The 23,222-nt window shown below is 62.3% G+C and carries 21 protein-coding genes and 1 tRNA gene; 10 read left to right on the plus strand and 12 right to left on the minus strand.

The window, feature by feature from the left end; genetic code table 11:
- Positions 1-3: 3 nt before the first annotated feature.
- On the plus strand, positions 4-1,314 hold the full coding sequence (locus HNR38_RS07960; protein WP_183701830.1) for an NAD(P)/FAD-dependent oxidoreductase: 1,311 nt from the start codon (positions 4-6) through the stop codon (positions 1,312-1,314).
- Positions 1,315-1,316: 2 nt separating this feature from the next.
- Here HNR38_RS07960 and HNR38_RS07965 read toward each other — a convergent pair whose 3' ends face one another.
- The 3 genes from HNR38_RS07965 to HNR38_RS07975 are packed head-to-tail and all read right to left on the minus strand — an operon-like array spanning position 1,317 to position 3,741.
- Complete coding sequence (locus HNR38_RS07965) at positions 1,317-2,261, minus strand: 5-oxoprolinase subunit C family protein (RefSeq protein WP_183701833.1); 945 nt, start codon at positions 2,259-2,261, stop codon at positions 1,317-1,319.
- Complete coding sequence (gene pxpB / locus HNR38_RS07970) at positions 2,258-3,004, minus strand: 5-oxoprolinase subunit PxpB (protein ID WP_183702064.1); 747 nt, start codon at positions 3,002-3,004, stop codon at positions 2,258-2,260. Before pxpB ends, HNR38_RS07965 begins: the two co-directional genes overlap by 4 nt.
- On the minus strand, positions 3,004-3,741 hold the full coding sequence (locus HNR38_RS07975; protein WP_183701836.1) for a 5-oxoprolinase subunit PxpA: 738 nt from the start codon (positions 3,739-3,741) through the stop codon (positions 3,004-3,006). The genes pxpB and HNR38_RS07975 overlap by 1 nt, the downstream gene beginning before the upstream one ends.
- 252 nt (positions 3,742-3,993) lie before the next feature.
- On the opposite strand from HNR38_RS07975, the gene HNR38_RS07980 reads away from it, so the two are divergent.
- The 4 genes from HNR38_RS07980 (at position 3,994) to HNR38_RS07995 (ending at position 7,483) form a co-directional block, all read left to right on the plus strand.
- Entirely contained in the window at positions 3,994-4,968 is a 975-nt protein-coding gene (locus tag HNR38_RS07980; protein ID WP_183701839.1) for a TRAP transporter substrate-binding protein, read from the plus strand.
- Between the two features lie 37 nt (positions 4,969-5,005).
- Positions 5,006-5,545 carry a TRAP transporter small permease gene (locus HNR38_RS07985; protein ID WP_183701842.1) on the plus strand — a complete coding sequence of 180 codons (540 nt, stop codon included), beginning with the start codon at positions 5,006-5,008 and terminating at the stop codon, positions 5,543-5,545.
- Positions 5,546-5,548: 3 nt separating this feature from the next.
- Complete coding sequence (locus HNR38_RS07990; RefSeq protein WP_183701845.1) at positions 5,549-6,853, plus strand: TRAP transporter large permease; 1,305 nt, start codon at positions 5,549-5,551, stop codon at positions 6,851-6,853.
- 66 nt (positions 6,854-6,919) lie between these two features.
- On the plus strand, positions 6,920-7,483 hold the full coding sequence (locus HNR38_RS07995) for a winged helix DNA-binding protein (protein ID WP_183701847.1): 564 nt from the start codon (positions 6,920-6,922) through the stop codon (positions 7,481-7,483).
- A gap of 38 nt (positions 7,484-7,521) precedes the next feature.
- Here the strand turns inward: HNR38_RS07995 and HNR38_RS08000 are convergent.
- Positions 7,522-7,595 (minus strand) — tRNA-Gly (locus tag HNR38_RS08000).
- Positions 7,596-7,666: 71 nt separating this feature from the next.
- Between HNR38_RS08000 and HNR38_RS08005 the strand changes: the two genes are divergently transcribed.
- From HNR38_RS08005 to HNR38_RS08020, 4 genes are all read left to right on the plus strand, one after another.
- The gene (locus HNR38_RS08005; protein WP_183701850.1) at positions 7,667-9,379 is read left to right on the plus strand and encodes a potassium/proton antiporter; all 1,713 of its coding nucleotides are present in this window, start codon (positions 7,667-7,669) and stop codon (positions 9,377-9,379) included.
- 108 nt (positions 9,380-9,487) lie between these two features.
- Complete coding sequence (locus tag HNR38_RS08010; protein WP_183702068.1) at positions 9,488-10,042, plus strand: L,D-transpeptidase family protein; 555 nt, start codon at positions 9,488-9,490, stop codon at positions 10,040-10,042.
- Between the two features lie 205 nt (positions 10,043-10,247).
- A complete protein-coding gene (locus HNR38_RS08015; RefSeq protein WP_183701853.1) occupies positions 10,248-10,523 on the plus strand; it encodes an Lpp/OprI family alanine-zipper lipoprotein in 276 nt (91 codons plus the stop codon).
- Positions 10,524-10,788: 265 nt separating this feature from the next.
- Positions 10,789-11,856, plus strand: a complete 1,068-nt coding sequence (locus tag HNR38_RS08020) for a BMP family ABC transporter substrate-binding protein (protein ID WP_183701856.1) — start codon at positions 10,789-10,791, stop codon at positions 11,854-11,856.
- Between the two features lie 102 nt (positions 11,857-11,958).
- On the opposite strand, the gene HNR38_RS08025 is transcribed toward HNR38_RS08020, so the two are convergent.
- Complete coding sequence (locus HNR38_RS08025) at positions 11,959-13,320, minus strand: amidohydrolase family protein (RefSeq protein ID WP_183701867.1); 1,362 nt, start codon at positions 13,318-13,320, stop codon at positions 11,959-11,961.
- 547 nt (positions 13,321-13,867) lie between these two features.
- Here HNR38_RS08025 and HNR38_RS08030 point away from each other — a divergent pair.
- On the plus strand, positions 13,868-14,887 hold the full coding sequence (locus HNR38_RS08030; RefSeq protein WP_183701870.1) for an isopenicillin N synthase family dioxygenase: 1,020 nt from the start codon (positions 13,868-13,870) through the stop codon (positions 14,885-14,887).
- A 48-nt stretch (positions 14,888-14,935) separates the two neighbouring features.
- Here the strand turns inward: HNR38_RS08030 and HNR38_RS08035 are convergent, their stop codons facing one another.
- Genes HNR38_RS08035 through xdhA form a run of 7 tightly spaced genes read right to left on the minus strand, consistent with a single transcriptional unit; the run spans position 14,936 to position 23,049 of the window.
- Entirely contained in the window at positions 14,936-16,144 is a 1,209-nt protein-coding gene (locus tag HNR38_RS08035; protein WP_183701874.1) for a urate hydroxylase PuuD, read from the minus strand.
- Between the two features lie 2 nt (positions 16,145-16,146).
- Positions 16,147-17,514: a guanine deaminase gene (guaD, locus tag HNR38_RS08040; RefSeq protein WP_183702072.1), complete on the minus strand. Its 1,368-nt coding sequence runs from the start codon at positions 17,512-17,514 to the stop codon at positions 16,147-16,149.
- A gap of 23 nt (positions 17,515-17,537) precedes the next feature.
- Positions 17,538-17,882 (minus strand): hydroxyisourate hydrolase, encoded by a 345-nt coding sequence (gene uraH, locus HNR38_RS08045; protein ID WP_183701886.1) that lies wholly within the window; start codon positions 17,880-17,882, stop codon positions 17,538-17,540.
- Positions 17,879-18,379, minus strand: coding sequence for a 2-oxo-4-hydroxy-4-carboxy-5-ureidoimidazoline decarboxylase (gene uraD, locus HNR38_RS08050; RefSeq protein ID WP_183701890.1), 501 nt, complete (start codon positions 18,377-18,379; stop codon positions 17,879-17,881). The genes uraH and uraD overlap by 4 nt, the downstream gene beginning before the upstream one ends.
- Entirely contained in the window at positions 18,376-19,239 is an 864-nt protein-coding gene (xdhC, locus tag HNR38_RS08055) for a xanthine dehydrogenase accessory protein XdhC (protein ID WP_183701893.1), read from the minus strand. The genes uraD and xdhC overlap by 4 nt, the downstream gene beginning before the upstream one ends.
- Positions 19,239-21,596: a xanthine dehydrogenase molybdopterin binding subunit gene (gene xdhB / locus HNR38_RS08060; RefSeq protein ID WP_183701895.1), complete on the minus strand. Its 2,358-nt coding sequence runs from the start codon at positions 21,594-21,596 to the stop codon at positions 19,239-19,241. Before xdhB ends, xdhC begins: the two co-directional genes overlap by 1 nt.
- Positions 21,589-23,049, minus strand: a complete 1,461-nt coding sequence (gene xdhA, locus HNR38_RS08065) for a xanthine dehydrogenase small subunit (protein WP_183701898.1) — start codon at positions 23,047-23,049, stop codon at positions 21,589-21,591. Before xdhA ends, xdhB begins: the two co-directional genes overlap by 8 nt.
- Between the last annotated feature and the right edge of the window lie 173 nt (positions 23,050-23,222).

The raw sequence follows: 23,222 nt of genomic DNA on the forward strand, positions 1-23,222 counted from the left end.
ATCATGGAGAAGCTTCACCATATCGTTATCGTCGGCGGCGGTGCCGGCGGTCTGGAACTGGCCACACGACTGGGCAACAGCCTGGGCAAAAAGAAAAAGGCCCGAATCTCCCTGGTGGACTCGGGGCTGACCCATGTCTGGAAACCCCTGCTACACGAGGTCGCCTCCGGCTCCCTCGACGCCAACGCCAACGAGATCAACTACCGCGCCCATGCCCGTAAACACCATTACGAGTTCCAGCTGGGCCGGATGAGCGGCCTGGACCGGGACAGCAAAGAAATGATTATCGCCCCCTTCCACGACGAGGACGGCGAGGAAGTGGTCCCCGAAAGGCGCCTGCCCTACGACACCCTGGTGATTTCAGTCGGCAGCACCGCCAATGACTTCGGCACGCCCGGCGCCCAGGACAACTGCCTGTTCCTGGACAGCCTGGAACAGGCCCGCCGGTTCCACAACCTGATGCTCAACGCCTTTCTGCGCAAGAACCACGAGTCCCACAACGGCAAGGCCCACCATCTGGACATCACGATCATTGGTGCCGGCGCCACCGGCGTGGAACTGGCCGCCGAACTGCGTCTGGCCTCCCGGGAGCTTCCGGTTTACGGCATGAATCACCTGCAGTCCTCGGATGTCTCCATCACGGTCATTGAGGCCGCGGACCGTATCCTGCCGGCCCTGCCCGGCAGGCTGTCGGTGGCAGCCACAAAAGAACTCGAATACCAGAATGTGCGGGTGATGACTGGCCAGCCGGTCAGCGAGGTGCGTGAAGAAAGCCTGGTGATGAAAGACGGCAGTGAGCTGCACTCTGAGATGACCATCTGGGCGGCCGGCATCAAGGCACCGGCGTTTCTGGCGGAACTGGATGGCCTGGAGACCAACCGGGGCAACCAACTGGCGGTGGAACAGACCCTGCAGACCACGCGGGATTCCAACATCTTTGCCTTTGGTGACTGCGCGGCCTGCCCGCAGCCGGGCTCCGAACGCCCGGTACCGCCCCGGGCCCAGGCCGCTCACCAGCAGGCCGATACCCTGTTCAAGACCCTGTGCAACCGCCTGGAGGGCAAAGAGGGTGTCCCGTTTGTCTATAACGACCATGGCTCCCTGATCAACTTCAGTCGCTACACCACGGTCGGCAACCTGATGGGCAACCTGTCCGGCCGCAGCATGTACATCGAAGGTAAGGTGGCGCGCCTGTTCTATGTGTCCCTGTACCGGATGCATCAGGTGGCCCTGCACGGTGTCCTGCGTACCGGCATCATCTGGCTGATGGACAAGATCACCCGGGCCATGCACCCGCGGCTGAAACTGCACTGATCTCAGGCGTTAAAAAACGACAGGAATTCGTGCTCCTCACGCTGGGCCTGATGCAGAGCCACCGGGCTGAACCGAACCTCGGTCCCCGGGGGCCGCTGGGCCAGCGCATCCAGGCCCCGTGGCGTTACCGCCCCCAGTTTCGGATAACCGCCAATGGTCTGCCGGTCATGCAACAGCACGATCGGCTGCCCGTCTGACGGCACCTGGATAGCCCCCAGGCTGGTGCCTTCCGAAATCAGGGTGTTGTCGGTCACCGCCAGGGCCGGTCCTTTCAGGCGCGCCCCCATACGATCAAACTGGGGTGAAAGCGTGTATGGCCTCTGGAAGAAGGTCTCCAGGGTCGCTGCAGAGAAGCGTTCAACCTGTGCCCCCAGAATAACGGGCAGAGATAGTGGGGTTTTGTAGTCGGGGCGCCATCCCTCCGGCACCTTCCGGTTGGCAACGGGCGCCAGCCCGGACAGGCAGGGCAGGTGATCCCCCTGCGCCAGCTTGCAGCCATCGCCGTTCAGGCTACCCATGCCCTCCCGGATGAAGCTGGCGCAACTGCCGCCCAGCCCCCGGCTGACCTGAAAGCCGCCAAGCACCGCGATGTAGGAACGGATGCCCGATTTCGGTACGCCCAGGGCCACCCGGTCGCCCGCCCGGAGCCTCAGGGTGCTCCACAGCGGCCGGGGCTCGCCATTAACCGTGCAGGCGGCATCCGCACCGGTGACCGCAATCTGGGTATCCAGCTCGCTGGTGAACTCAACGTTGCCGAAGGTGATTTCCAGGGCCGCCGAATCGTAGGCGTTGCCCAGCAGACGGTTCGCCCAGGCCCAGGCATGGCGGTCCATTGCGCCCCCGGCGGCCAGCCCCAGGTGCATGACACCCCGTCGCCCCGCATCCTGCAGAAGGGTAAAGAAACCCGGCCTGGTCACCACCAATCCCTGTCCGGCTGTGGCTGTCATGGCTGGCCTCCTTCGCTGGCCGGTGCTTGAGCCTCTTCACGCCATGGCAGGTCGTCCAGACGGCCGCCCAGTTCCAGGTAGCGTTCACGACTGATCGGGACAAACCGCACTTTCTGCCCGGCCTGCAGCAGGGAGGGCTGATCCCGGCCCGGATCAAACAGGGTAACCGGGGTACGGCCGATGAGATTCCAGCCGCCTGGAGACGCCAGGGGATAGAGGGCAGTCTGGGTGTCGGCAATGCCCAGGGTCCCTGCCGGCACTTTGGGCCGGGGCGTGGACTGCCGGGGCACGGCCAATGCCTCCGGCACCTGCCCGAGATAGGCAAACCCGGGGGCGAAACCAATGGCAAACACGTGATAGAGCTCCCCGCTGTGACGCCCGATCACCTGATCCACCGTCATTCCGGCCCTGTCGGCAACGTCTGCCAGGTCCGGGCCGACACTCGGGTCGTAGTAGACCGGTATATCCACCACCTCGCCGTCACTGTCTCCGGGGCCGATGGCCGGCAGGTCTGCCAGTGTGTCTGAAACATCACTGAGCAGGCTCGACAGATCGTCACGGGAGAGGTCATAACGGAGCAACACGGTGGTGTACGAGGGCACGATGTCCATCAATCGGTCGCCCATGTCGGCCGCTATGGCATCGGCGGCCTGATGGACCCGGTCAGCCAGGGCAATATCGATCCGGTCCCCGAAATGCAGGGTGACCGTATCCACCCCGGTGACCTCGTAACGCCAGAACATCATGGCCGAGCCCCCAGGGCCTCACGAATGGCCTGCACCACCTCGACGGATTCCGGGTTGTCGCCATGCACACACAGCGAATCGGCTTCCAGGACCACGGTTTCACCGGCAATCGTCGGGATCGACCTACCTTCGGCAATACGGATGGCCTGGTCAAGGATGGACGCCCTGTCCCTGTGCACAGCCCCGGGCTGACTCCGGGAAACCAGGTAGCCATGGCTGTCATAGGCCCGGTCCGCAAAGGCCTCCAGAATCAGATCGACACCATGGTCCTGACAGGCAGCGCGGATACGCCCGTTATCGCGTGTCGTCATCGCCATCAGGGAAAGCGGTCGTGGGGAATGCCTGATCGCCACCAGCACCGCCTCAAGGAGCGCCGGATCCCGCATCATGTCGTTATACAGTGCGCCATGGGGTTTGACGTAACTCAGGCTCCCGCCTTCCGATTCGGCAATGTGCCAGAGTGCCCCGATCTGGTAACTGACCATGGCTGAGACCTCATCCGGATGGAGCGCCATTGAACGCCGGCCAAAGCCCTGAAGGTCCGGGTAGGCCGGGTGAGCGCCGAGCGCAACATCGGAAGCCAGAGCCAGGCGCACCGTGTTGCGCATGGTGACCGGATCACCGGCATGAAACCCGCACGCTATGTTTGCCTGGTCGATAAAGGGCATCACCTGACGATCCATCCCCATGGTCCAGGCACCGAAGCTCTCACCAATATCACAGTTCAATAACATAGCCATTCCCCCGGGCCTCGCCCGCCAAACAAAAAACCGATCCAAAATTGACCTTAGAGACAATTTATAGATAAATTATCAACGATTCAACGCATAAGTACGTATTGTTTACCACCGAAATGTTTGACAGGCGTTCATAGGCTAACTATCTTGCCCAAATAAGAAACAGTTGCAGTACGCACTCGCTTTACCTGTAGCTCGCCATCGCGGGGTCCAGGATTACGCTCAACGTGAGACACACAGGAGAAAAACATGAACACCATTCGAAAAGGCCTTGCGGCCATCGCACTGTCGGCGCTTGTGGGCCCGGCCGTGGCAGAAACCAACTGGGATATGCCCACGCCCTATGGCGACTCCAACTTCCATACCGTCAACATCCGCAGCTTTGCTGATGACGTCCGGGAGGCCACCAATGGCGAGCTGGACATCACGGTTCACAGCAGCGGATCGCTGATCAAGCACCCGGAAATCAAAAGTTCGGTTCGCCGGGGACTGGTTCCGATTGGCGAGCTGATCATGTCCCGGCTGGCGAACGAGGACGCCCTGTTTGCGGTGGATTCCGTTCCCTACCTGGCAAGCAATTACGACGAGGCGTGGGACCTGTGGCAGGCCTCACGGGATATCCTGGCAAAACGCCTGGAGCGCCAGCGCCTGAAACTGCTGTTCGCCGTACCCTGGCCGCCGCAGGGCATTTACACCCAGTTCCAGATCGAAACCGGCGAGGAACTTCAGGGCGTGAAAATGCGCGCCTACAACAAATCCAGCGAACGCCTGACGGAGCTGCTGGGGGCCATCCCCACCCAGGTGGAAGTGCCGGACATCCCGACCGCCTTCGGCACCGGCCGCGTTGACGCGATGATCACGTCACCGTCCACCGGCGCCAATACCCGTGCCTGGGATTACCTGAGCCACTTCAACCATGCCCAGCTGTGGCTGCCCAAAAACATGGTCATTGTGAACGCCCGGGCGTTCAAACGCCTTCCGGAGTCAGTTCAGGCCGCCGTTGAAACCGCAGCAGCGGAAGCGGAAAAGCGGGGCTGGGCTGCCAGCAAGAAGGAAACCGCCAGCAAGATCCAGATCATGGAAGACAACGGCATTGTCGTGTCTGAACCCAGCGATGCCCTGGTCAAGCGCCTCAAGGACGTTGGCGACACCATGACCCAGGAATGGATCGAGCAGGCCGGTGACGACGGCCAGGCGCTGATCGAAGCATACCGGGCCCGCTGAGGCCTGACTCAATAACGGCTATCCAGAGGCGATTGCCATGCGCAGGTTTCTAGACACGATTTACCGCTTCGGTGGTTTTGTCTCGGCGTTCCAGCTCACCCTGATCATGATCATGGTGGTCCTTCAGGTGCTGGGACGGCTTCTGGATACGGTCCTGCTGGCCCTGGGGATGAACTCCCTGGGCCTTCAGATCCCCGGGCTCGCCGAGCTCGCGGGATTCCTTCTTCTCGGCGCCACCTTCACGGGCCTGGCCTACACCTTTGTGGGCGGCGGCCATATTCGTGTCGATATCGTGCACCGGGCCCTGCCCGGCAAGGTCCAGCGTCCGCTCGACATTCTGGTCACGCTGATTGCGCTCGCCATCACCGTTTATGGCATCTGGTTCAGCGTACTGCTCGCTTACGAAAGTTACGACTTTGGCGATGTCTCGATCGGCATGGTGCCGGTGCCCCTTTGGATTCCGCAGACGGTCATGGTTGCAGGGCTGGGGCTTCTGGCTATCGCATTGCTGGATCTGTTCATCGGCCTGATCACCGGTCGGGTTACCCAAATCAAAGACGAAGGCCCCCAGGAGTAAACCATGGACATGATCTCAATGAGCCTTCTCCTGCTGCTGGGGCTTCTGGTTCTGCTTGGCGCCGGCCTCTGGGTGGCGTTTGCTCTGACCGCGACCGGGCTGGTGGCACTGCAGTTTTTCAGCAACATCCCGGTGGGCACCAGCCTGGCAACCTCGTTCTACAGCGCCAGTGTTTCCTGGGAGCTGGCAGCCCTGCCCATGTTCATCTGGATGGGTGAAGTGCTGTTCCGCTCCCGGCTGTCCCAGGAAATGTTCACCGGCATCGCGCCCTGGGTGGGCCGGGTTCCGGGCCGGCTGCTGCACACCAATATCATCGGTTGTGGCATCTTTGCGGCCATTTCCGGATCTTCCGCAGCCACCGCAGCGACCATTGGCAAGATGTCGGTGCCGGAGCTCACCGAGCGTGGCTACGACCGCAAGCAGATCCTGGGCACGCTGGCCGGCTCCGCCACCCTCGGGCTGCTGATTCCGCCCTCGATCATCCTGATTGTCTACGGGGTGGCGACCGAACAGTCCATCGCCCGCCTGTTTGTCGCCGGCATCCTGCCCGGCATGCTGCTGATGGCCCTGTTTGTCGGCTATGTGGCGATCTGGTCGAAGATCAATCCGGACGGCGTGCCGTCCGAAGCTGAGGAAGCGCTGCCCCTGGCCGAGAAAATTCGCCGCAGCAAGCCGCTGATTCCGGTGGTGCTGCTGATTGTGGGGGTGATCGGCTCTATCTACGGTGGCATCGCCTCACCCACAGAATCGGCAGCCGTGGGCGTGGCCCTGGCACACCTGCTGTCCTGGTATGGCGGTTCCCTGAACCGGGAGACCTTCAGCCAGGCGCTGATGGGCACCGTGAAAACCTCCACCATGATCGCGTTCATTCTGGTGGGCGCCCACTTCCTGACTGTCTCCATGGCGTTTACCGGCATTCCCAGGGAACTCGCCGAGTGGATCAGTACCCTCTCGCTGACACCCGGAATGCTGCTGTTTGCCCTGACCATCTTCTTTGTTCTGCTGGGCTGCTTCCTCGATGGCATCTCGGTGGTGGTACTGACCACGTCCATCATCCTGCCCATGGTGGAAGCCGCAGGCATTGATCCGCTGTGGTTCGGCATCTATCTGGTGATCGTCGTCGAGATGAGCCAGATTACGCCGCCGGTCGGCTTTAACCTGTTTGTGATCCAGGGCCTGACCGGGGAGAACATCCTCAAGGTGGCGCTGGCCGCATTGCCCTATTTCCTGTTGCTACTCACCGGCGTAATACTTATAACTGTGTTCCCGCAAATTGCGACCTTCCTGCCCCATCAGATGGGCAGTTGATGGCAGTCGCTCTCGAGCCCGGTGTTGGACCATCGATTTTCGCGAACCCAGTCAGGTAAGACGACCATGAAAAACAATGAACAAGGTGATTCAGGCCAGCAACAGGCGGCACCGCCCTCCGAGGCCAAGCACATCGGCCCGATCGTTTCCTCTGCGCACCTGTCCGGTCGCGCGGCGGAGCTGTCGGAACTGGAATTCGGGCTGATTGTTGCCGGCAATGCCTTCAATCGCTGGATGATGCGATGCATGAACGCAGCCGGCCTGCCCGACCTGAGCCCCCTGGACATCCTCGTTCTTCACAGTGTTAATCATCGGGGCCGGGCCAAAAAATCAGCGGATATCTGCCTGGTGCTGAATGTGGAGGACACCCACACGGTTACGTATGCGCTCAAGAAGCTGGTGAAGCATGGCGTGGTGGCGTCCGAACGCCGGGGCAAAGAGACCCTGTACTCGATCACCGACAAGGGCGAGTCCGTCTGCAAATCCTACGCAGAAATCCGGGAAAGCTGCCTGGTGGACTCGCTGCGCACTCTCGGTTTTTCCAATACCGACCTGGGCTCCATCGCCAGTTTCCTCCGGGGCGTGTCCGGCCTCTACGACCAGGCGGCCCGCTCAGCCGCATCGCTGTAGGCACAACCACCTGCAAGCACAATCAAAGGACCGGGGACTGGAGCGGGCGAAGGGAATCGAACCCTCGTCGTAGGCTTGGGAAGCCTCTGCTCTACCATTGAGCTACGCCCGCCTGCATAATGAAGGCATCAGCAATATAGGCCCGAATCCGCATTCGGGCAACCCCCTTTGGTCTGGAGTCTGATGGATCCCACGCTAACCCTCATTGGCGCCCTGATGCTGGTCATCAGCATCGTCCTGAGCCCGCTTTCAAGCCGTGTTGGCATGCCTGTGCTGCTGGTATTCCTGGTGGTGGGCATGATGATGGGCGAGGACGGGCCCGGCGGCATTGTCTTTGATGACTTCGAACTAGCCTTCCTGATTGCCAACCTGGCCCTGGGCGTGATCCTGCTGGACGGCGGCATGCGCACCCGGGCCGAGACCTTCCGGGTGGGCCTGCGGCCCGCGCTCATGCTGGCCACTGTCGGTGTCGGGCTCACCGCCCTGGGCGCGGCCGTGGTGGCCTGGTGGGTGTTCGAACTGCACTGGCTGATGGCGCTGCTGATCGGCGCCATCATCTCCTCCACCGACGCGGCGGCGGTGTTCTCGCTGCTGCAGGGCCGGGGCCTGCATTTGAATGAGCGGGTCAGTGCGACGCTGGAAATCGAATCCGGCAGCAACGACCCCATGGCCATCTTTCTCACCCTGATGCTGGTCACCATCATCAGCCAGCATGAGGACGGCAATCTGGTGTCCGGGCTCTGGATGCTGGTGCAGCAATTCGGCCTGGGCAGCGTGATCGGTGTCGCCGGTGGTTTTGTGGTGGTGGAACTGGCCAACCGAATCCGGCTGACACCGGCACTCTATCCGTTGCTGGTAGCCGCCGCCGGCATCGTGGTGTTTTCCGCCACCAATGCCATTGGCGGCAGCGGTTTCCTGGGCATCTACCTGACCGGCGTGGTGATCGGCAATCGCCGGGTGCGGATGATGCCGATGATCCTGCAGGTGCACGACGGTCTGGCCTGGCTGGCCCAGCTCTGCCTGTTCCTGATTCTGGGGCTGCTGGTCAATCCCTCCGACCTGGTGCCCCTGGCCGGTGCCGGCCTGATCCTGGCCCTGGCCCTGATTTTCCTGATCCGCCCGCTGGCGGTACTGATGACGCTCTGGCCGTTCGGCTTCAACCGGCGCGAACTCGGCTTCATCAGTTGGACCGGGCTGCGCGGCGCCGTGCCCATTGTGCTGGCGCTGTTTCCGGTGATTGCCAACCTGCCCGATGCCCAACTGGTCTTCCACGCCGCCTTCTTCATCGTGCTGGTGTCACTGGTGGTGCAGGGCACCACCATGGCGCCGCTGGCCCGCAAACTGCGCCTGGAAGTCCCCGCCAGCGAGGATCCCTATCGCCGGCTGCCCCTGGATGCCCCCGCCGCCGGCGATCACGAACTCATGCTGTTCCCGCTGCGGGGCCAGGCCTGGGAAAAACCGCGCAAACTGGGCCAGCTCCGGCTACCGAAGAACACGGCCATCGCCGGGATTTTCCGCAACCGTGACTGCCTGCCGCCGGCGGATGATCTGGAAGTGGCCTCCGGCGACACCATCGCCCTGTTTGCCACGCCCTCGGTGCTGTCAGAACTGGGCAAGGCCCTGAGCGGGCGCCAGGCGCCCCGGCACCTGGCCGAGCGCACCTTCTTTGGTGACTTTGTGCTCAATGGCGATGCCCTGCTGGGCGATGTCGAGCAGGTTTACGGCATCGAGTTCCAGCAGCTGTCGCCCGAGTTGTCCCTGGCCGAGTGTTTTGCCCGTCGCACCAAGGGCCACCCGGTGGTGGGCGATGTGGTGACACTGGGCCCGGTCACACTGGTCGCCCGCGCCACGGAGGCGGACCGGGTGACCAAGGTTGGCCTGAAGATGGATGGCTGACACCGTTGGTTAACAAACACCCGACAAAAGGGGTTATCACCGGCACGGTCAGTTGTGCTATAAACCACATGAATGAAATTTAACATTGACCGGCATTACGGAACCCTCATGGTCATGCGTTTGCTTCTGGCGCTGCCACTTCTGCTGTTACCGCTCTTCGCCAGCGCTTCCGAGCTGTTGGCCCGGGCCGAGCCCCATCTGAACATGCCCCCGGGGCAGGAGTCCGTTACCCCGTCTCCGGAGGTGACACTGGTTCTGGTCCGCAAGGGCGAGCGCCGCCTGTACCTGATGAGTGGTGCCAATCGGGTGCGCCATTACCGCATATCCCTGGGCGACAACCCGGACGGCCACAAGCTCTATGAAGGCGATGAGCGCACACCGGAGGGCGACTACGTTCTGGACTGGCGCAATCCGCAGAGCGATTTCCACAAGTCCATCCATATCTCCTACCCCAGCCCCCGTGATCGTGAGCTGGCCGCCGCCTGGGGGCTCGATCCCGGCGGCAGCATCATGCTCCACGGCCTGCCCAACAACGCCGGAGATATGGCCTTTGCCTATGCCGGACTGGACTGGACCGACGGCTGCATTGCGGTCACCAACGAAGCCATGGATGAAATCTGGCAACTGGTCGAAAACGGAACACCCATCCGCATCGAACCCTGACCCACGCCAACGATCATCACAAAAGCATTAAGTTGCTGTCACACGATAGGAAATTTTCGCGATCATTGGTTAACATTTTATCTCGTACTGTTTTACACTGAATTCGACTCCGGTAGTCAATGCCTATCGGGCCGAGCTGACAGGAAGTCCTGGAGACCGGCTTCCGAAACTACGGGAAACAAAACGACCATAAAGGGGATTTACCATGCGTAAACTGATGATCGCTGGGTTTGCACTGGCCACTGTTATGACCGCTGGCTGTGCCAACCAGGCCGCCATCGACGAAGCCAATGCGAATGCATCTTCCGCTGAGCAGACTGCTGATGAGGCTCTGAACACCGCCAACAGCGCCGCTAGCGACGCTCGCACTGCCCAGCAGACTGCTGAAGAAGCACTGGCTGCGGCCAAGGCTGCTCAGCGTTCCGCTGACGAAGCCAACGAGCGCGCCAAGCGTATGCTGCAGCGTGCCAGCCAGAAGTAAGGCTGACAGCTTCAGTAAAAAGGCCGGTTCATCCGGCCTTTTTTTATGCCTGAATGTCCGGCCAGAAAACCGGAGCCCCGCCCCTGCACCACCTTGACCCATATTGGTGCCATCTCAGCAGTACCAGCCATGGCCTAAAAACAAAAGCACTTGCAAATCATAAGCTTAAAATTACTGAACAATTGGCCAGCTTTTTGCTCTCTTACCCCTGGAACATCGTTCACTCGAAAAACACAAAACGATCCAGAGATTCAGGAGAGATCCCATGAAAATAAACCGGAGCCTGGTGCTTGCTGTCACGCTCGGTCTGTCCATGCCGGCTATGGCGGAAGACCCGATGAAAGTCGGCTTTGTCTATGTCGGTCCGATTGGCGATCATGGCTGGAGCTATCAGCACGATCAGGGGCGCCTTGCCCTCGAGGAACACTTTGGCGACAAGGTCGATACCACCTATGTGGAAAACGTGAGCGAAGGGGCGGACGCCGAGCGCACTATCCGTCGTCTTGCACAGACCGGCAACGACGTCATCTTCACCACCTCGTTCGGTTTCATGAACCCCACCGCCCGGGTTGCCGAGGAATTCCCGGACATTACCTTCCTGCATGCCACCGGCTACAAGCAGGCCGAAAACCTGGGCACCTACCTGTCGGTCACCTATGAGGGCCGTTACGTGACAGGTACCGCTGCCGGTCTGGTCACCGAAACCGATACCCTGGGCTACATCGCCTCGTTCCCGATTCCGGAAGTCATCCGTGACATCAACGCGGTGTATCTGGGTGCCAAAGCCGTCAACCCGGACATCGAGCTGAAAGTGGTCTGGGCCAATACCTGGTTTGATCCCGCCAAGGAAGCCGATGCCGCGAACGCACTGATGGACCAGGGCGCCGATGTTATTGTCCAGCATACCGACAGCCCGGCACCGCTGCTGGCGGCCGAGAAGCGCGGCAACTGGGGCGTGGGCCAGGCCTCCGATATGCGCAAGTTCGGGGGTGACGCCCACTTGTTGTCTGTGGTCAATGACTGGGCCCCGTATTATATCGATACCGTACAGTCGGTGATGGACGGCACCTGGGAATCCGAGGACTACTGGGGCGGCATCTCCGATGACGTGATCCAGATTGTCGGCATCAGTGATCGCCTGACCGATGAGCAGCGCGCCAAGGTCGACGAGGTGATTGCCTCCATCGACAGCGGTGAGTTCCATCCGTTCACTGGCCCCCTGAAGGACCAGAGCGGTGAACTGCGCGTACTGGAAGGCGAAACCATGACCAAGGAAGAACTGGCCGGCATGGACTGGTACGTCCAGGGCATGACCGCCACGCTGCCGGAATAAGCTTCCGGGACCTCCCGGTAACCGACTGCTCCGCTCAGGCGGGCAGAAAAAAAGCCGGCGGGTGCTACCACCCACCGGCTTTTTTGTCTCTGTGTGCGGCTTTCAGGCATCCGCCAGCAGTTGCGCCACGCTCTGCTGAACCTTTGCGGTCAGTTCGGCTTCATCCAGACCCGCCACCCGGCCATCGGCCACCAGCCGCCGGCCCTGCACGAAGCTGTCACGAACCTGCACCGGTTCACCACACATCAGCGGTGCCATCAGCGGTGAGTGCACACCCGCGAAACGGGGCTGATCAATGTCATACAGGACCAGGTCCGCCGCCTTGCCAATAGCCAGACTGCCGGTGTCAGACAGGCCCAGAAGCTGGGCGCCATCCCGGCTGCCCCAGTCCAGCACCTGTTCCAGCGTCGTTGCTTCCGGACCATGCACGGCCCGGTGAATCAACCAGGCCAGATTCAGCTCCTGCAGCATGGAACCGGATTCGGCGGAGGCAGAGCCGTCCACCGCCAGTGATATCGGCACGCCGGCCTTCTGCATTTCGATCACCGGAGCAATGCCGCTGCCCAGGCGGCAGTTGGAGGTCGGGCAGTGGGCAATGCCGGTGCCGGTGGCGGCCAACCGTTCGATGGCATGGGCATCGCTGTGTACCAGGTGGGCGTACCAGACGTCATCGCCCAGCCAGCCACAGGATTCGGCATAATCAATGGCGCTCTGGCCGTATTTTTCCCGGGCCTGGATCTCATCGAAATCCACCTCCAGCAGGTGCGAATGCATTTTCAGGCCATGCTCCCGGGCCCATGCCGCCTGTGCCTTCAGGCCCTCCGGTGAACTGGAATGAATTAGGCTGGTGGGGGCCACCACCAGTTTCTTCATGGCATCCGGCCCGTCCTGATGGTGCTGTTTCCGGGTGGCGTCGAGCCGGTCAATGATCTGGTCAATCGTCTCCGGCTCAATACGGTGTTCGATCATCCCTTCATGGGAACCGGTTTCGGTGGCGCTGCCCCGGCAAAGAACCAGACGAATACCCAGTTCTTCAGCGGCCTGCCAGACCGCCGCCTCCAGCTCCGGGCTGGTGGTGGCATGGTACAGGTAGTGATGATCGGCACAGGTGGTGGTACCGGAGCGGATCAGCTCGTAGAACCCCAGCCGGGCGGCGTGATACATGAGCTCGGGCGTGACTTTCGGCCAGAACCGGTAGGGCACGCTCCCCAGCCAGTCACCCAGGTTCTGGTTCAGCCCCTCGGGCACGCCTTTCATGATCGACTGGGCCAGGTGATGATGAGTATTGACCAGCCCCGGCCAGACCACACAACCAGAGGCATCCACCAGGGTTTCAGGATCTGCGGCAGAGGGCGTCAGTTGCCACCCGAGCTCGGCAATGCGGCCATTGCGGATACGGATATCGGTAGCGCCGGGATGGCTGTCGTTGTGGATGCCAACGGCATTACGGATCAGGTAATTCATGGTTGCTCCTTGTGATGTGAAAAGAGCAATGTCCCGAGGCCCGGTCACCAGCGTGACCACCTCTGACCGCTTCTACTCTTGTGTCAGGTAACAGCCAGAACAATGCAAAATCGCCACCAGAACCTGACCATGCGGTCAGCCTGGCAGTTAACCCGCCGAAGCCGCTCACCCCGGCCCCGTCATGGTGCAAATAGGACAATTATTGCACTGAGGTGGGTCCGGTGCCTGACGCCCGCCAACACGCTGGTGTGGCAAGTGCCTGAAATTCCGGGCCTGTGCCGGTGACAGCCAATGGCATGAATGCTGCAGCACGACAGGGGCGGGTGCCTTATAACGACCGCCCGCAAGTCTGAGTAGAAGCAGTCAGGCGCCAGCCCCGTGCTGGGTCGGGTCATTGCTCAGTCGTCAACCGGAGAAGCCCGAGGGCGGTTGGCGGCGATGGCCGGATCACTGCCACCCCGCACCGATATCCGACACCCGGATACCCCGCCACCAGGCCCCGGTTAGCGTTTCCCTTTGATGAATCGACTATAGCCCGGGAGGCAAAATGACCAACACTGCAAAAAAATACGCACTCAAGGAACTGGACCTGGAATCCACCCTTGGCGGCATGGGCCGTGAAGGCGAGCGGGAAGTCCCCGTGATCGACCTGACGGACTTCGACCAGCGCCGGGAGGAAATCACCGAACAGCTGTGGCAGGCGGCCACCGAAGTCGGCTTCTTCCAGCTTGCCAATCACGGCCTGGAGCTGGCCCTCATCCGTCAGACCTTTGGCCTGTCCGAGCGTTTCTTCGCACTGCCGGAAGCCAGTAAACAACAGTATCCGCTGAAAGAGGGCCTGAACGCCGGCTGGGAATTCCGCTCACAGGTAAGACCGTCCACCGGCACTGCCGACGAAAAAGAGTCCTACCAGATCACCCTGCCGCACATGGACGACCTCTGGCCGAACCAGACGGTGGTGCCGGAGTTCACCCGGGTGATGCTGGATTTCGAACATCAGGCCTGGCAACTGGGCATGAAGGTGCTGTCCTGCTTTGCCGACCGGCTGGGCTTCGAGCGTGACTTTTTCACCCGCGCCCACGACCGCACCCGGGAGGATTACCAGAGCACCCTGCGGCTGCTGCACTACCTGCCGCTGCCGGAAGATCACCAGATGGACCCGTCCATCTGGCGCGCCGGCGCGCACACCGATTTCGACTGCCTGACCATGGTGTTCCAACAGGAAGGCCAGGGCGGCCTGCAGGTCAGCCCCGGCATGGACGCCGAAGGCAAGGGCGAGGATCGGGAATGGTTCAGCGTCACCCCCAAGGAAGACCGCATCACCTGCAACATTGGCGACATGCTGATGCGCTGGAGCGATGACCGCCTGAAATCCACCCTGCACCGGGTGCGCATGCCCCGGCCGGGCGAGTACAACGGCCCCCGCTACAGCATGGCGTTTTTCTGCCAGGCCAATAAGGATGAAATCATCCAGGGTCCGGAGAAGAAATACCCGCCGATTTCCGCACGGGACTACCTGTTGCAGCGGATCCAGGCCAACTTCGACGCGGTCAAAGCCCGGAAGTAACCCTGCCAACAGACAGGGCCTTCCGGCGAAGGCCCTGTCTCCTGCCGATTATTTCCCGCTGCCGTTTTCGGTCAGCCACTGCCCCAGTTGCTGGCGTTCCTCCTCGGTCATGCCGGTGACATTGCCCAGAGGCATGTAGTGGGAATCCACCGCCACCTGCAGAATCCGCGCCCCATAGGTTGTCAGTGCTTCGGTATCCTTCAGTTCGATACCCGCCGGCGGCGACTGGAACGCCGGATGGCTGGGTTGGCTGGCGTGGCAGGCCGTGCAGTGGGTGTTCACAACGGTCATCACGGCCTCATCACTGACCACCGGTGCGTCACTGGCGGCGGTTTCCGAACGGGGCGCCGGGGCCACTGCCCAGATCAGCGCAATGGTCAGCAGTGCTGACACCACCAGTATCCAGGGTTTGTGGATATCCCGGTGGCGCAGGTTGAAATAGTGGCGGGCAAACGCGGTGATGAAACCGATCGCCGCCAGTATCGCCCAGCCGTGGGTATGGCTGTAGAGCACCGGGTAGTGGTTGCTGATCATGATGAACAGGATCGGCAGAGTCAGGTAGTTGTTGTGGGTCGAGCGCAGTTTCGCCAGCATGGCCAGCCGGGCCACCCGTTCGTCCGGCTCTCGACCTTTACCAACCGAGCGCACTAGGGCCCACTGGGACGGAATGATGCCCAGGAACACATTGGCCACCATGATGGTGCCGATAATGGCGCCCACGTGGATATAGGCGCCCCTGCCGGAAAACACCTGGAACAAGGCCCAGTCCGCCAGCAGGAGGATGGCAAAGAAAATCAGGCCGAAAGCCTTGCCGTTGTCCGCCAGCGGACTGCGGATCAGCGCTTCATAGATCACCAGCACCGCCGCAATGGCGCCCAGGCCAATCGCCATCGCCTGACCAATGCTCAGGTCCGCCTTGGCCGGATCAATCAGGTACCCGGGTGAACCCATGTAATAGACTACAAAGAGCATGGCCAGGCCGCTGAGCAGGGTGGAGTAGGCTTCCCATTTGAACCAGTGCAGTTCCTTGGGCATTTCGGGAGGCCCGAGCTTGTACTTGGCAATCTCGTAGAAACCGCCGCCGTGTATGGCCCACAGGTCCCCTTTGATGCCTTCCTTCTTTTTCCATTCCGGCGGTTCCTTGAGGTGGTTATCCAGCCAGATGAAATAGAATGAGGCGCCGATCCAGGCAACACCGGCAATAACATGAAACCAGCGGACCAGAAGGGCCAGCCATTCGCTGAGATAGGCTTCCATGCTCAGGCTCCTTGAGCGTATTGAGTTGATTGATGGGAGGACAGAGCCGGGGCTTTGTCCGAACGTTGATGGTGTACCTGCCCCGCCACGGCCGTGGCCTGTATGGCCCGGTCGTCGCCCAGCATCATCAGATTGAACAGGGCTTCGAAGGGTGAGCGGGTGTACGGTCGCTTCATCGCCAACTGGGGCGATCCGGCCTGGTCCAGAACCACGAAGTCCGCATAGCGTCCGGCCTCGAAGTTGCCGGTATGCTGCGCCTGGTGCAGCACCCGGGCATTGCCGAGGGTGGCCAGGTAAAAGGCCTGCCAGGGTGTCAGGGTCTGGCCCCTGAGCCGGCAGACCTTGTAGGCCTCGGCCATGGTGGCCAGCATCGACAGACTGGTGCCGCCACCCACATCCGAGGCAAGCCCGACCATGACGCCAGCGGCCCGGGCCTCCCGGAAGTCGAACAGGCCGCTGCCGAGGAAGGTGTTGGAGGTCGGGCAGAAGGCAATGCGGCTGCCCCGTTGCGCCAGCAGCGCCCGGTCGGCATCGTCGATATGGATGCCATGGGCCAGCACGGTGTGATCACCCAGCAGCCCGTAATGATCATAGACATCCAGATAGCTGGCTCGCTCCGGGAAAAGTTCACGGATCCACTGGATTTCACCGGTATTCTCCGCCCAGTGGGTCTGCACCAGAACGTCCGGGTATTCCCCGGCAAGCCGGCCAGCCAGGGACAACTGCTCGGGGCTGGAGGTGGCAGCAAAACGGGGGGTGATGGCGTAGCGTTGCCGGCCCCGGTTGTGCCAGGTCTTGAGCAGTGAAAGGCTGTCATCGTAGCTGCCCTGGGCGGTATCGGTGAGGTCGTCCGGGGCGTGGCGGTCCATCATCACCTTGCCGGCGGTCAGCCCCATGCCCCGTTGTTCGGCAGCCTCGAACAGGGCCTGCACCGACTCCGGGTGCGAGGTACAGAACACCAGCCCCGACGTGGTGCCATGACTGAGCAGCAGGTCGGTAAAACGTTGGGCTTCCGCTTGCGCCCAGTCCCCATCGCTGAAGCGGGCCTCATGGGGAAAGGTGTAGGTTTCCAGCCAGTCCAGCAGTTGTGCGCCATAACTGGCCATGACACCCAATTGGGGCATATGCACATGGGTATCGATGAAGCCCGGCACAATCAGGCCGTCCTGCCAGTGGCTTACCGGCACGCCATCCGGCAGCCGGGGCAGCCATTCCTCCGCCGGGCCGGTCAGCAGTACCTTGCCGTCATGCACCACCAGTAATCCGTCTTCCAGGAATTCCACGCTGCCCGGTATCGGCTCCGGGTCATTGCCGGGGTCGTCCAGAAAATGCAGCAGCGCGCCCCGGTGAACCTCGCAGTTATCCGGCAGCGCCGCATCGGTCGCAGTGGCCATCAGCTCCCCCGATAGGTTGAGAAGCCCCACTGGTTGAGCAACAGGGGCACGTGGTAGTGCGCGGACGGGTCCGCCACCGTGAAATCCAGGCTCACTTCCGGAAAGAAGGTCTCCAGGCCGCGCGCCTGGTACCAGGCGCCGGTCGCGAAGACGAGGCGGTAGTGGCCCTGTTCAACAGGATCATCGAACCAGTTCATGACCCGGCCGTCGTCATCCGTCGTGGCCGTGGCGATGGCTCCCGGTACCTGATCCCGGACCCGGTACAGGGTCACCTCGACGCCGGATGCCGGGCGCCCGCTGCCAAGGTCCAGGATGTGGGTGGTGATGGGGCTTTTGGGGGTCATAACAGTTTCTCCAGTCGCAATTCGGTAATCCGAGCCTGTTCGCGGGCCGCGTTGGCGATTTCCTCGGCGCGGGTATTGGTCAGGCGCGCTTCCAGCATCGCCAGCATCTCCGCCGCCGATTTGCCCGAGGCACAGACAATGAAAATGAAGCCGAACCGGTCCAGATAGGCGTCGTTGCCGGCCTTCAGTCGCTGCAGGACCGCCTCCGGCGCGCCTGTGGCGCCGGCCTGTTCGCCGCTGGCCATGGCCCGGGTATTGGCGTATTTCGCCCGCAGGCTGTCGATGTCGCCGATCTGTGGATGGGCCTCGAAGGCATCGAGCCAGTCCTGCTCGGTCAGTTGCGGCCACAGGCTGCGGCAGCGGGCAAACAGGGCCTCGGCATCGGCGTAGGGACGGCCAGCTACCATTCCCTGCACCCAGCGCTCGGCGGCGCAGCAGTCCCGGAAACGCGCCGCCGCCTGTTCCTCCGGCAGGGCATTGAGTTCATCAAGTGTCATTCCTGGCTCTCCCGGGTGTCGTTTTCCTGGATCAGCCCGCGCAGCTCTTTCCAGGGCAATCCGCGCCGCGCGGGGGTGCTCGCGTCGTTGTCGGCGGCCAGCCTGAGCAGTTCGGCACTGATCGATACCGCCACCTCCATGGGCCGCTTGCCGGGCACGGAGGTATCGCCCACCGGGCACCGGATGCTGCTGATGGCCGCTTCACTGAAGCCCCGGTGGTCCAGGCGCTTGCGGAACCTGTCGGCTTTGGTGGCCGACCCGATCAGGCCGATACCCCGGCAGGTGCCCGCCATGAGCAGGGTCCGGCACAGTTCGAAATCCAGGGCGTGGTTGTGGGTCAGGATCAGCACCTGTTTGCCCGCGCAGAGCTCAGGGGCATCACCGGCCGGGTCGTCGGTGTGGTGAATGTGGATATTGGCGGGCACATCGGCCGGGAACTGGTCCCGGCGCTCGTCCACCCAGGTGATCCGCCAGGGCAGGTCCGCCAGGATGGTGGTCAGCGCCCGGGCCACATGGCCCGCGCCGAAGATCACCAGTGCCTGCTCGCAGCCCGGCTGGGCCTCCAGCAGCACGGACACACTGCCACCACAGCACTGGCCGAGGCTGGCGCCGAGGGGGAAGTGGGCCAGTTCGCCGGTGTAGTCCTGGCGCGCCAGTTTTTCCCGGGCCTGCAGGCAGATGCGGTATTCCAGATGGCCACCGCCGATGGTGTCGTAACTCTGTTCACCGGTGACCACCATTTTGCTGGCCGGCTCCCGCGGCACCGAACCGGTCACGCCCAGCACGGACACCAGCACATAGGGCTCGCCCCGGGCCTCACAGTCGGCAACCGCCTGATACCAGGTCATTCGACGTTCCATTAGCCGGCCTCCTTCTGCTGCTGACGAAGCCAGTCCTGACTGGCCGTCACTGCGGCCAGCACTTTTTCCGGTGTCGCCGGCGGGTCCATGGGCGGGCTGAAGCGGTAGTCCGTCAGGCTCGATACGGCATCACGCAGCGCACTCCAGACCGCCATGCCCAGCATCAGGGGCGGCTCGCCCACGGCCTTGGAGTGGAACACCGTGGCTTCCCGGTTCGGGCTGTCCGGCAGCAGCGTCACCCGCAGGTCCGGCGGGCAGTCGGACACCGCCGGAATCTTGTAAGTGGCGGGGCCGGTGGTCATCAGCCGGCCGTCATCGCTGTAAACCAGCTCCTCGGTGGTCAGCCAGCCCATGCCCTGCACGAAGCCACCTTCGATCTGGCCGATATCAATCTCCGGATTCAGGGAGCGGCCGGCATCGAACAGGATGTCCGTGCGCAGCACCCGGTATTCGCCGGTCAGGGTGTCGACCACCACTTCGGAACAGGCGGCGCAGTTGGAGTAGTAGAGAAACGGCCGGCCCGTGCCCGTTTCCGGGTCGTAGTGGATTTTCGGCGTGGCGTAGAAACCGGAGGAGGACAGCGGTATCCGGTTCATGTACGCCTGCTGGATGAACTCCGCCCAGTCGAGGGTCTGTTCACCGATGCGTACCTGGTTGTCGGCAAACTCGACCGCCGACTCCGGCACCGACCAGTGCCTGGCGGCGAAGTCCGTAAGCCCCTCGAGGATCTTTTCACAGGCGTTGAGCGCCGCCATGCCGTTCAGGTCGGAGCCGGAGGACGCCGCAGTCGGTGAGGTATTGGGCACCTTGTCGGTCCGCGTGGCCGAGACCTTGACCCGGTCCAGATCTACCTGGAAGGCGGACGCCACCACCTGGGCCACCTTGATGTACAGACCCTGGCCCATTTCGGTGCCGCCGTGATTCACGTGGATACTGCCGTCGGTGTAGATGTGCACCAGCGCGCCGGCCTGGTTCAGGTGCTTGGCGGTGAAGGAAATGCCGAATTTCACCGGGGTCAGCGCCAGTCCCCGTTTGAGTACCGGGCTGGACTGGTTGAAGGCAGTGATTTCCGCCCGTCTCTGGCGGTAATCCGAGCTGTCCTCCAGAAGCTCCATCAGCTCCGGGAGCACGTGCTGTTCGATGGTCTGATCGTAATGGGTGGTGTCCCGGCCCGGGCCGTAGAGGTTGAGCTTGCGGATATCCAGCGGGTCCCGGCCCAGATGCCGGGCGATGTCGTCCATGGCCTGCTCGATCACCAGCATCCCCTGGGGGCCGCCAAAGCCCCGGAACGCGGTATTGGAGACAGTGTGGGTCTTGCAGCGATGGCCGACCACCCGCGCCTGGTCCAGGTAATAGGCGTTGTCGGCGTGGAACATGGCGCGGTCAACAATGGCGTCGGACAGGTCCGGCGAGTAGCCACAGCGCCCGGCTACCATGATGTCGGCGCCCCGGATCCGGCCGTCAGCGTCAAACCCGATATCGTAGGTGTTGTAGAAATCATGGCGTTTGCCGGTCTGGACCATATCGTCCGGACGTGACACCCGGTATTTGACCGGGCGCCGGGTGGCATTGGCCAGCAGCGCCGCCACACAGGCCACCGGAGCCGCCTGGGTCTCCTTGCCGCCAAAGCCGCCGCCCATGCGGCGCACCTCGGTCTGAACCTCATGGATGGGCAGCCCCAGCACTTCGGCCACCAGTTTCTGCACTTCCGAGGGATGCTGGCTGGAGGTATGCACAAACATGCCCCGGTCCTCGGTGGGCTCCGCCAGGCAGGCCTGGCCTTCCAGATAGAAGTGCTCCTGGCCACCCACAAACTGCTCACCCTTCAGACGATGGGGCGCGGTCGACAGAGCCGAATCCGGGTCGCCCCGTTTCTGGGTATGGCTGGGGCGCACGAACAGTTTTTTCTCCAGCGCCTGGGTGACGGTGACCACCGCCTCCAGAGGCTCGTACTCCACCCTAGCGAGTTTCGCGGCCTTGCGGGCGGCGTCATGGGAGGTGGCCGCCACCGCAAAAATCGGCTGACCGATAAACTCGACGGTGTCATCTGCCAGTACCAGGTCGCCGGAAAAGACCGGCCCGATGTCCAGGTGCCCCGGCACGTCCCGGGCAGTCACCACGGCCACCACGCCGGGGTAGGCCCGAACGGCATCCAGGTCCATGGCGATGATCCGGGCGTGGGCCTGTTCACTGTGGCCGACGGCACCATGAAGGGTGCCTTCCGGCATGGGCAGATCGTCGATGTAACGGGCCTGGCCACTGACATGCTTCCAGGCACTGTCATGTTTGGCGCCGTGACCGGCCAGGCCCCGGGCCGTGTGGGCCGGTGTGGGCGTATTCAGCGGCAGTTTACGCATAATCAGTCACCATCAGTTGCTCGCTGGGATGGGCATCGGATGAGAGCCAGGCACGACGCAGCAGATTGCCGGCCACCTGCAGCCGGTAAGCCGCCGACGCACGGGCATCACTCATGGGGGAGAAATCGTCCGCCAGGGCCGCCATGGCGGCGGCCAGACTGTCCTCGTTCCACGGCTTTCCGCGCAAGGCCTGCTCGGCCTTCAGGGCCCGGGCCGGCGTTGCCGCCATGCCACCGAACGCCAGCCGGCAGTCGCGCACGACACCATCCACCAGGGTCAGGCGGAAAGCACCCAGGACGGCGGAAATGTCGTCATCCAGCCGTTTCGAAATCTTGTAGATAAACAGGGACTCATCGTCCGCCGGAGTGGGGATACGCACCGAGTGAATGAATTCACCGGCGTTCAGGGCGGTCTGCCGGTAACCCCGGAAAAACTGCTCCACTGGCAGGGTGCGCGGGCCGTCCGGCCCATCCAGGACCAGGGTGGCGTCCAGCGCGATCAGGGGCGGCGGCATGTCACCAATGGGCGAGGCATTGGCGATGTTGCCCCCGATCGTGCCCCGGTTGCGGATCTGGCGTGAGCCCAGGCGCTCGATCATCGCGTCGAAGGGGGGCCAGGAGTCACTCAGAATCTCCCGGAACACCTGATAGGTAGTGGCCGCTCCGATGACCAATTCATCCCCGGCCATCCGGCAGCCCTGCAGTTCGACGATGCGCTCGACACTGATCAGGTGGTCCAGGGTTTTGAGCTGCTGGGTGATTTCCAGCGCCAGGTCGGTACTGCCGGCCACCAGCCTGGAGTCCGGATAGTCCCGCCTCAGCGCCCGCAGCTCCTCCACCGTTACCGGCGCATCGTAGCGGGTGCCGTCTGTTCCCGTGAGTGTGACACTTTGCGGATCGCCAGCGCCGGTCGGGGGCTCATGCCCGGCAAGTCCCGCCGCGGGATGGGAGGCATCCGGCGTCCATTCACTCACCATGGCGTCGTGACCGGCTTCAATGATCGGCCGGTAACCGGTACAGCGACAGAGGTTCCCGGACAGGGCCTCCAGAATCTGCTGATGACTGACCACGGCATGATCCGGTCGGTTGGCGTGCAGCGCCATCAGCGACATGACAATGCCCGGAGTGCAGAAGCCACACTGGGAACCGTGCTTTGCCACCATGCTGATCTGGACCGGGTGCCCCGGTTCCTGCTGGAAGGCATCCACGGTGATCAGCTGTTTGCCGTGAAGACTCCCCACCAGAGTGATGCAACTGTTGATGGCCTCGTATCGGGTGCCCCCCTGTCCATCGGGCGTTCCTGTAATCACGGTGCAGGCACCACAGTCACCGGAAGCGCAGCCTTCCTTGGTGCCGGTGAGGCGCATTTTGGTGCGCAGCCATTCCAGGATGCTCAAATTTGGGTCGACCTGGTCAACTTTTTCGGGATGACCATTCAGTAGAAATTCAATCACGGTGTTCTCCGCCAGCAGCCTATTCAAGCCTATTCGGGATATCCCACCTTCCTTTTAAGGCAGGTTTTCCGCTATCTGCCCATGACTTACTGCAAAAAACTGACCAACTGGTTTATTTCAGGTTTTTTAAGGTTGCATTAACTATTGGCAAGCATATTGCTGTCACCTCAAAT

Source organism: Marinobacter oulmenensis, assembly GCF_014201735.1.
Classification (GTDB): domain Bacteria; phylum Pseudomonadota; class Gammaproteobacteria; order Pseudomonadales; family Oleiphilaceae; genus Marinobacter; species Marinobacter oulmenensis.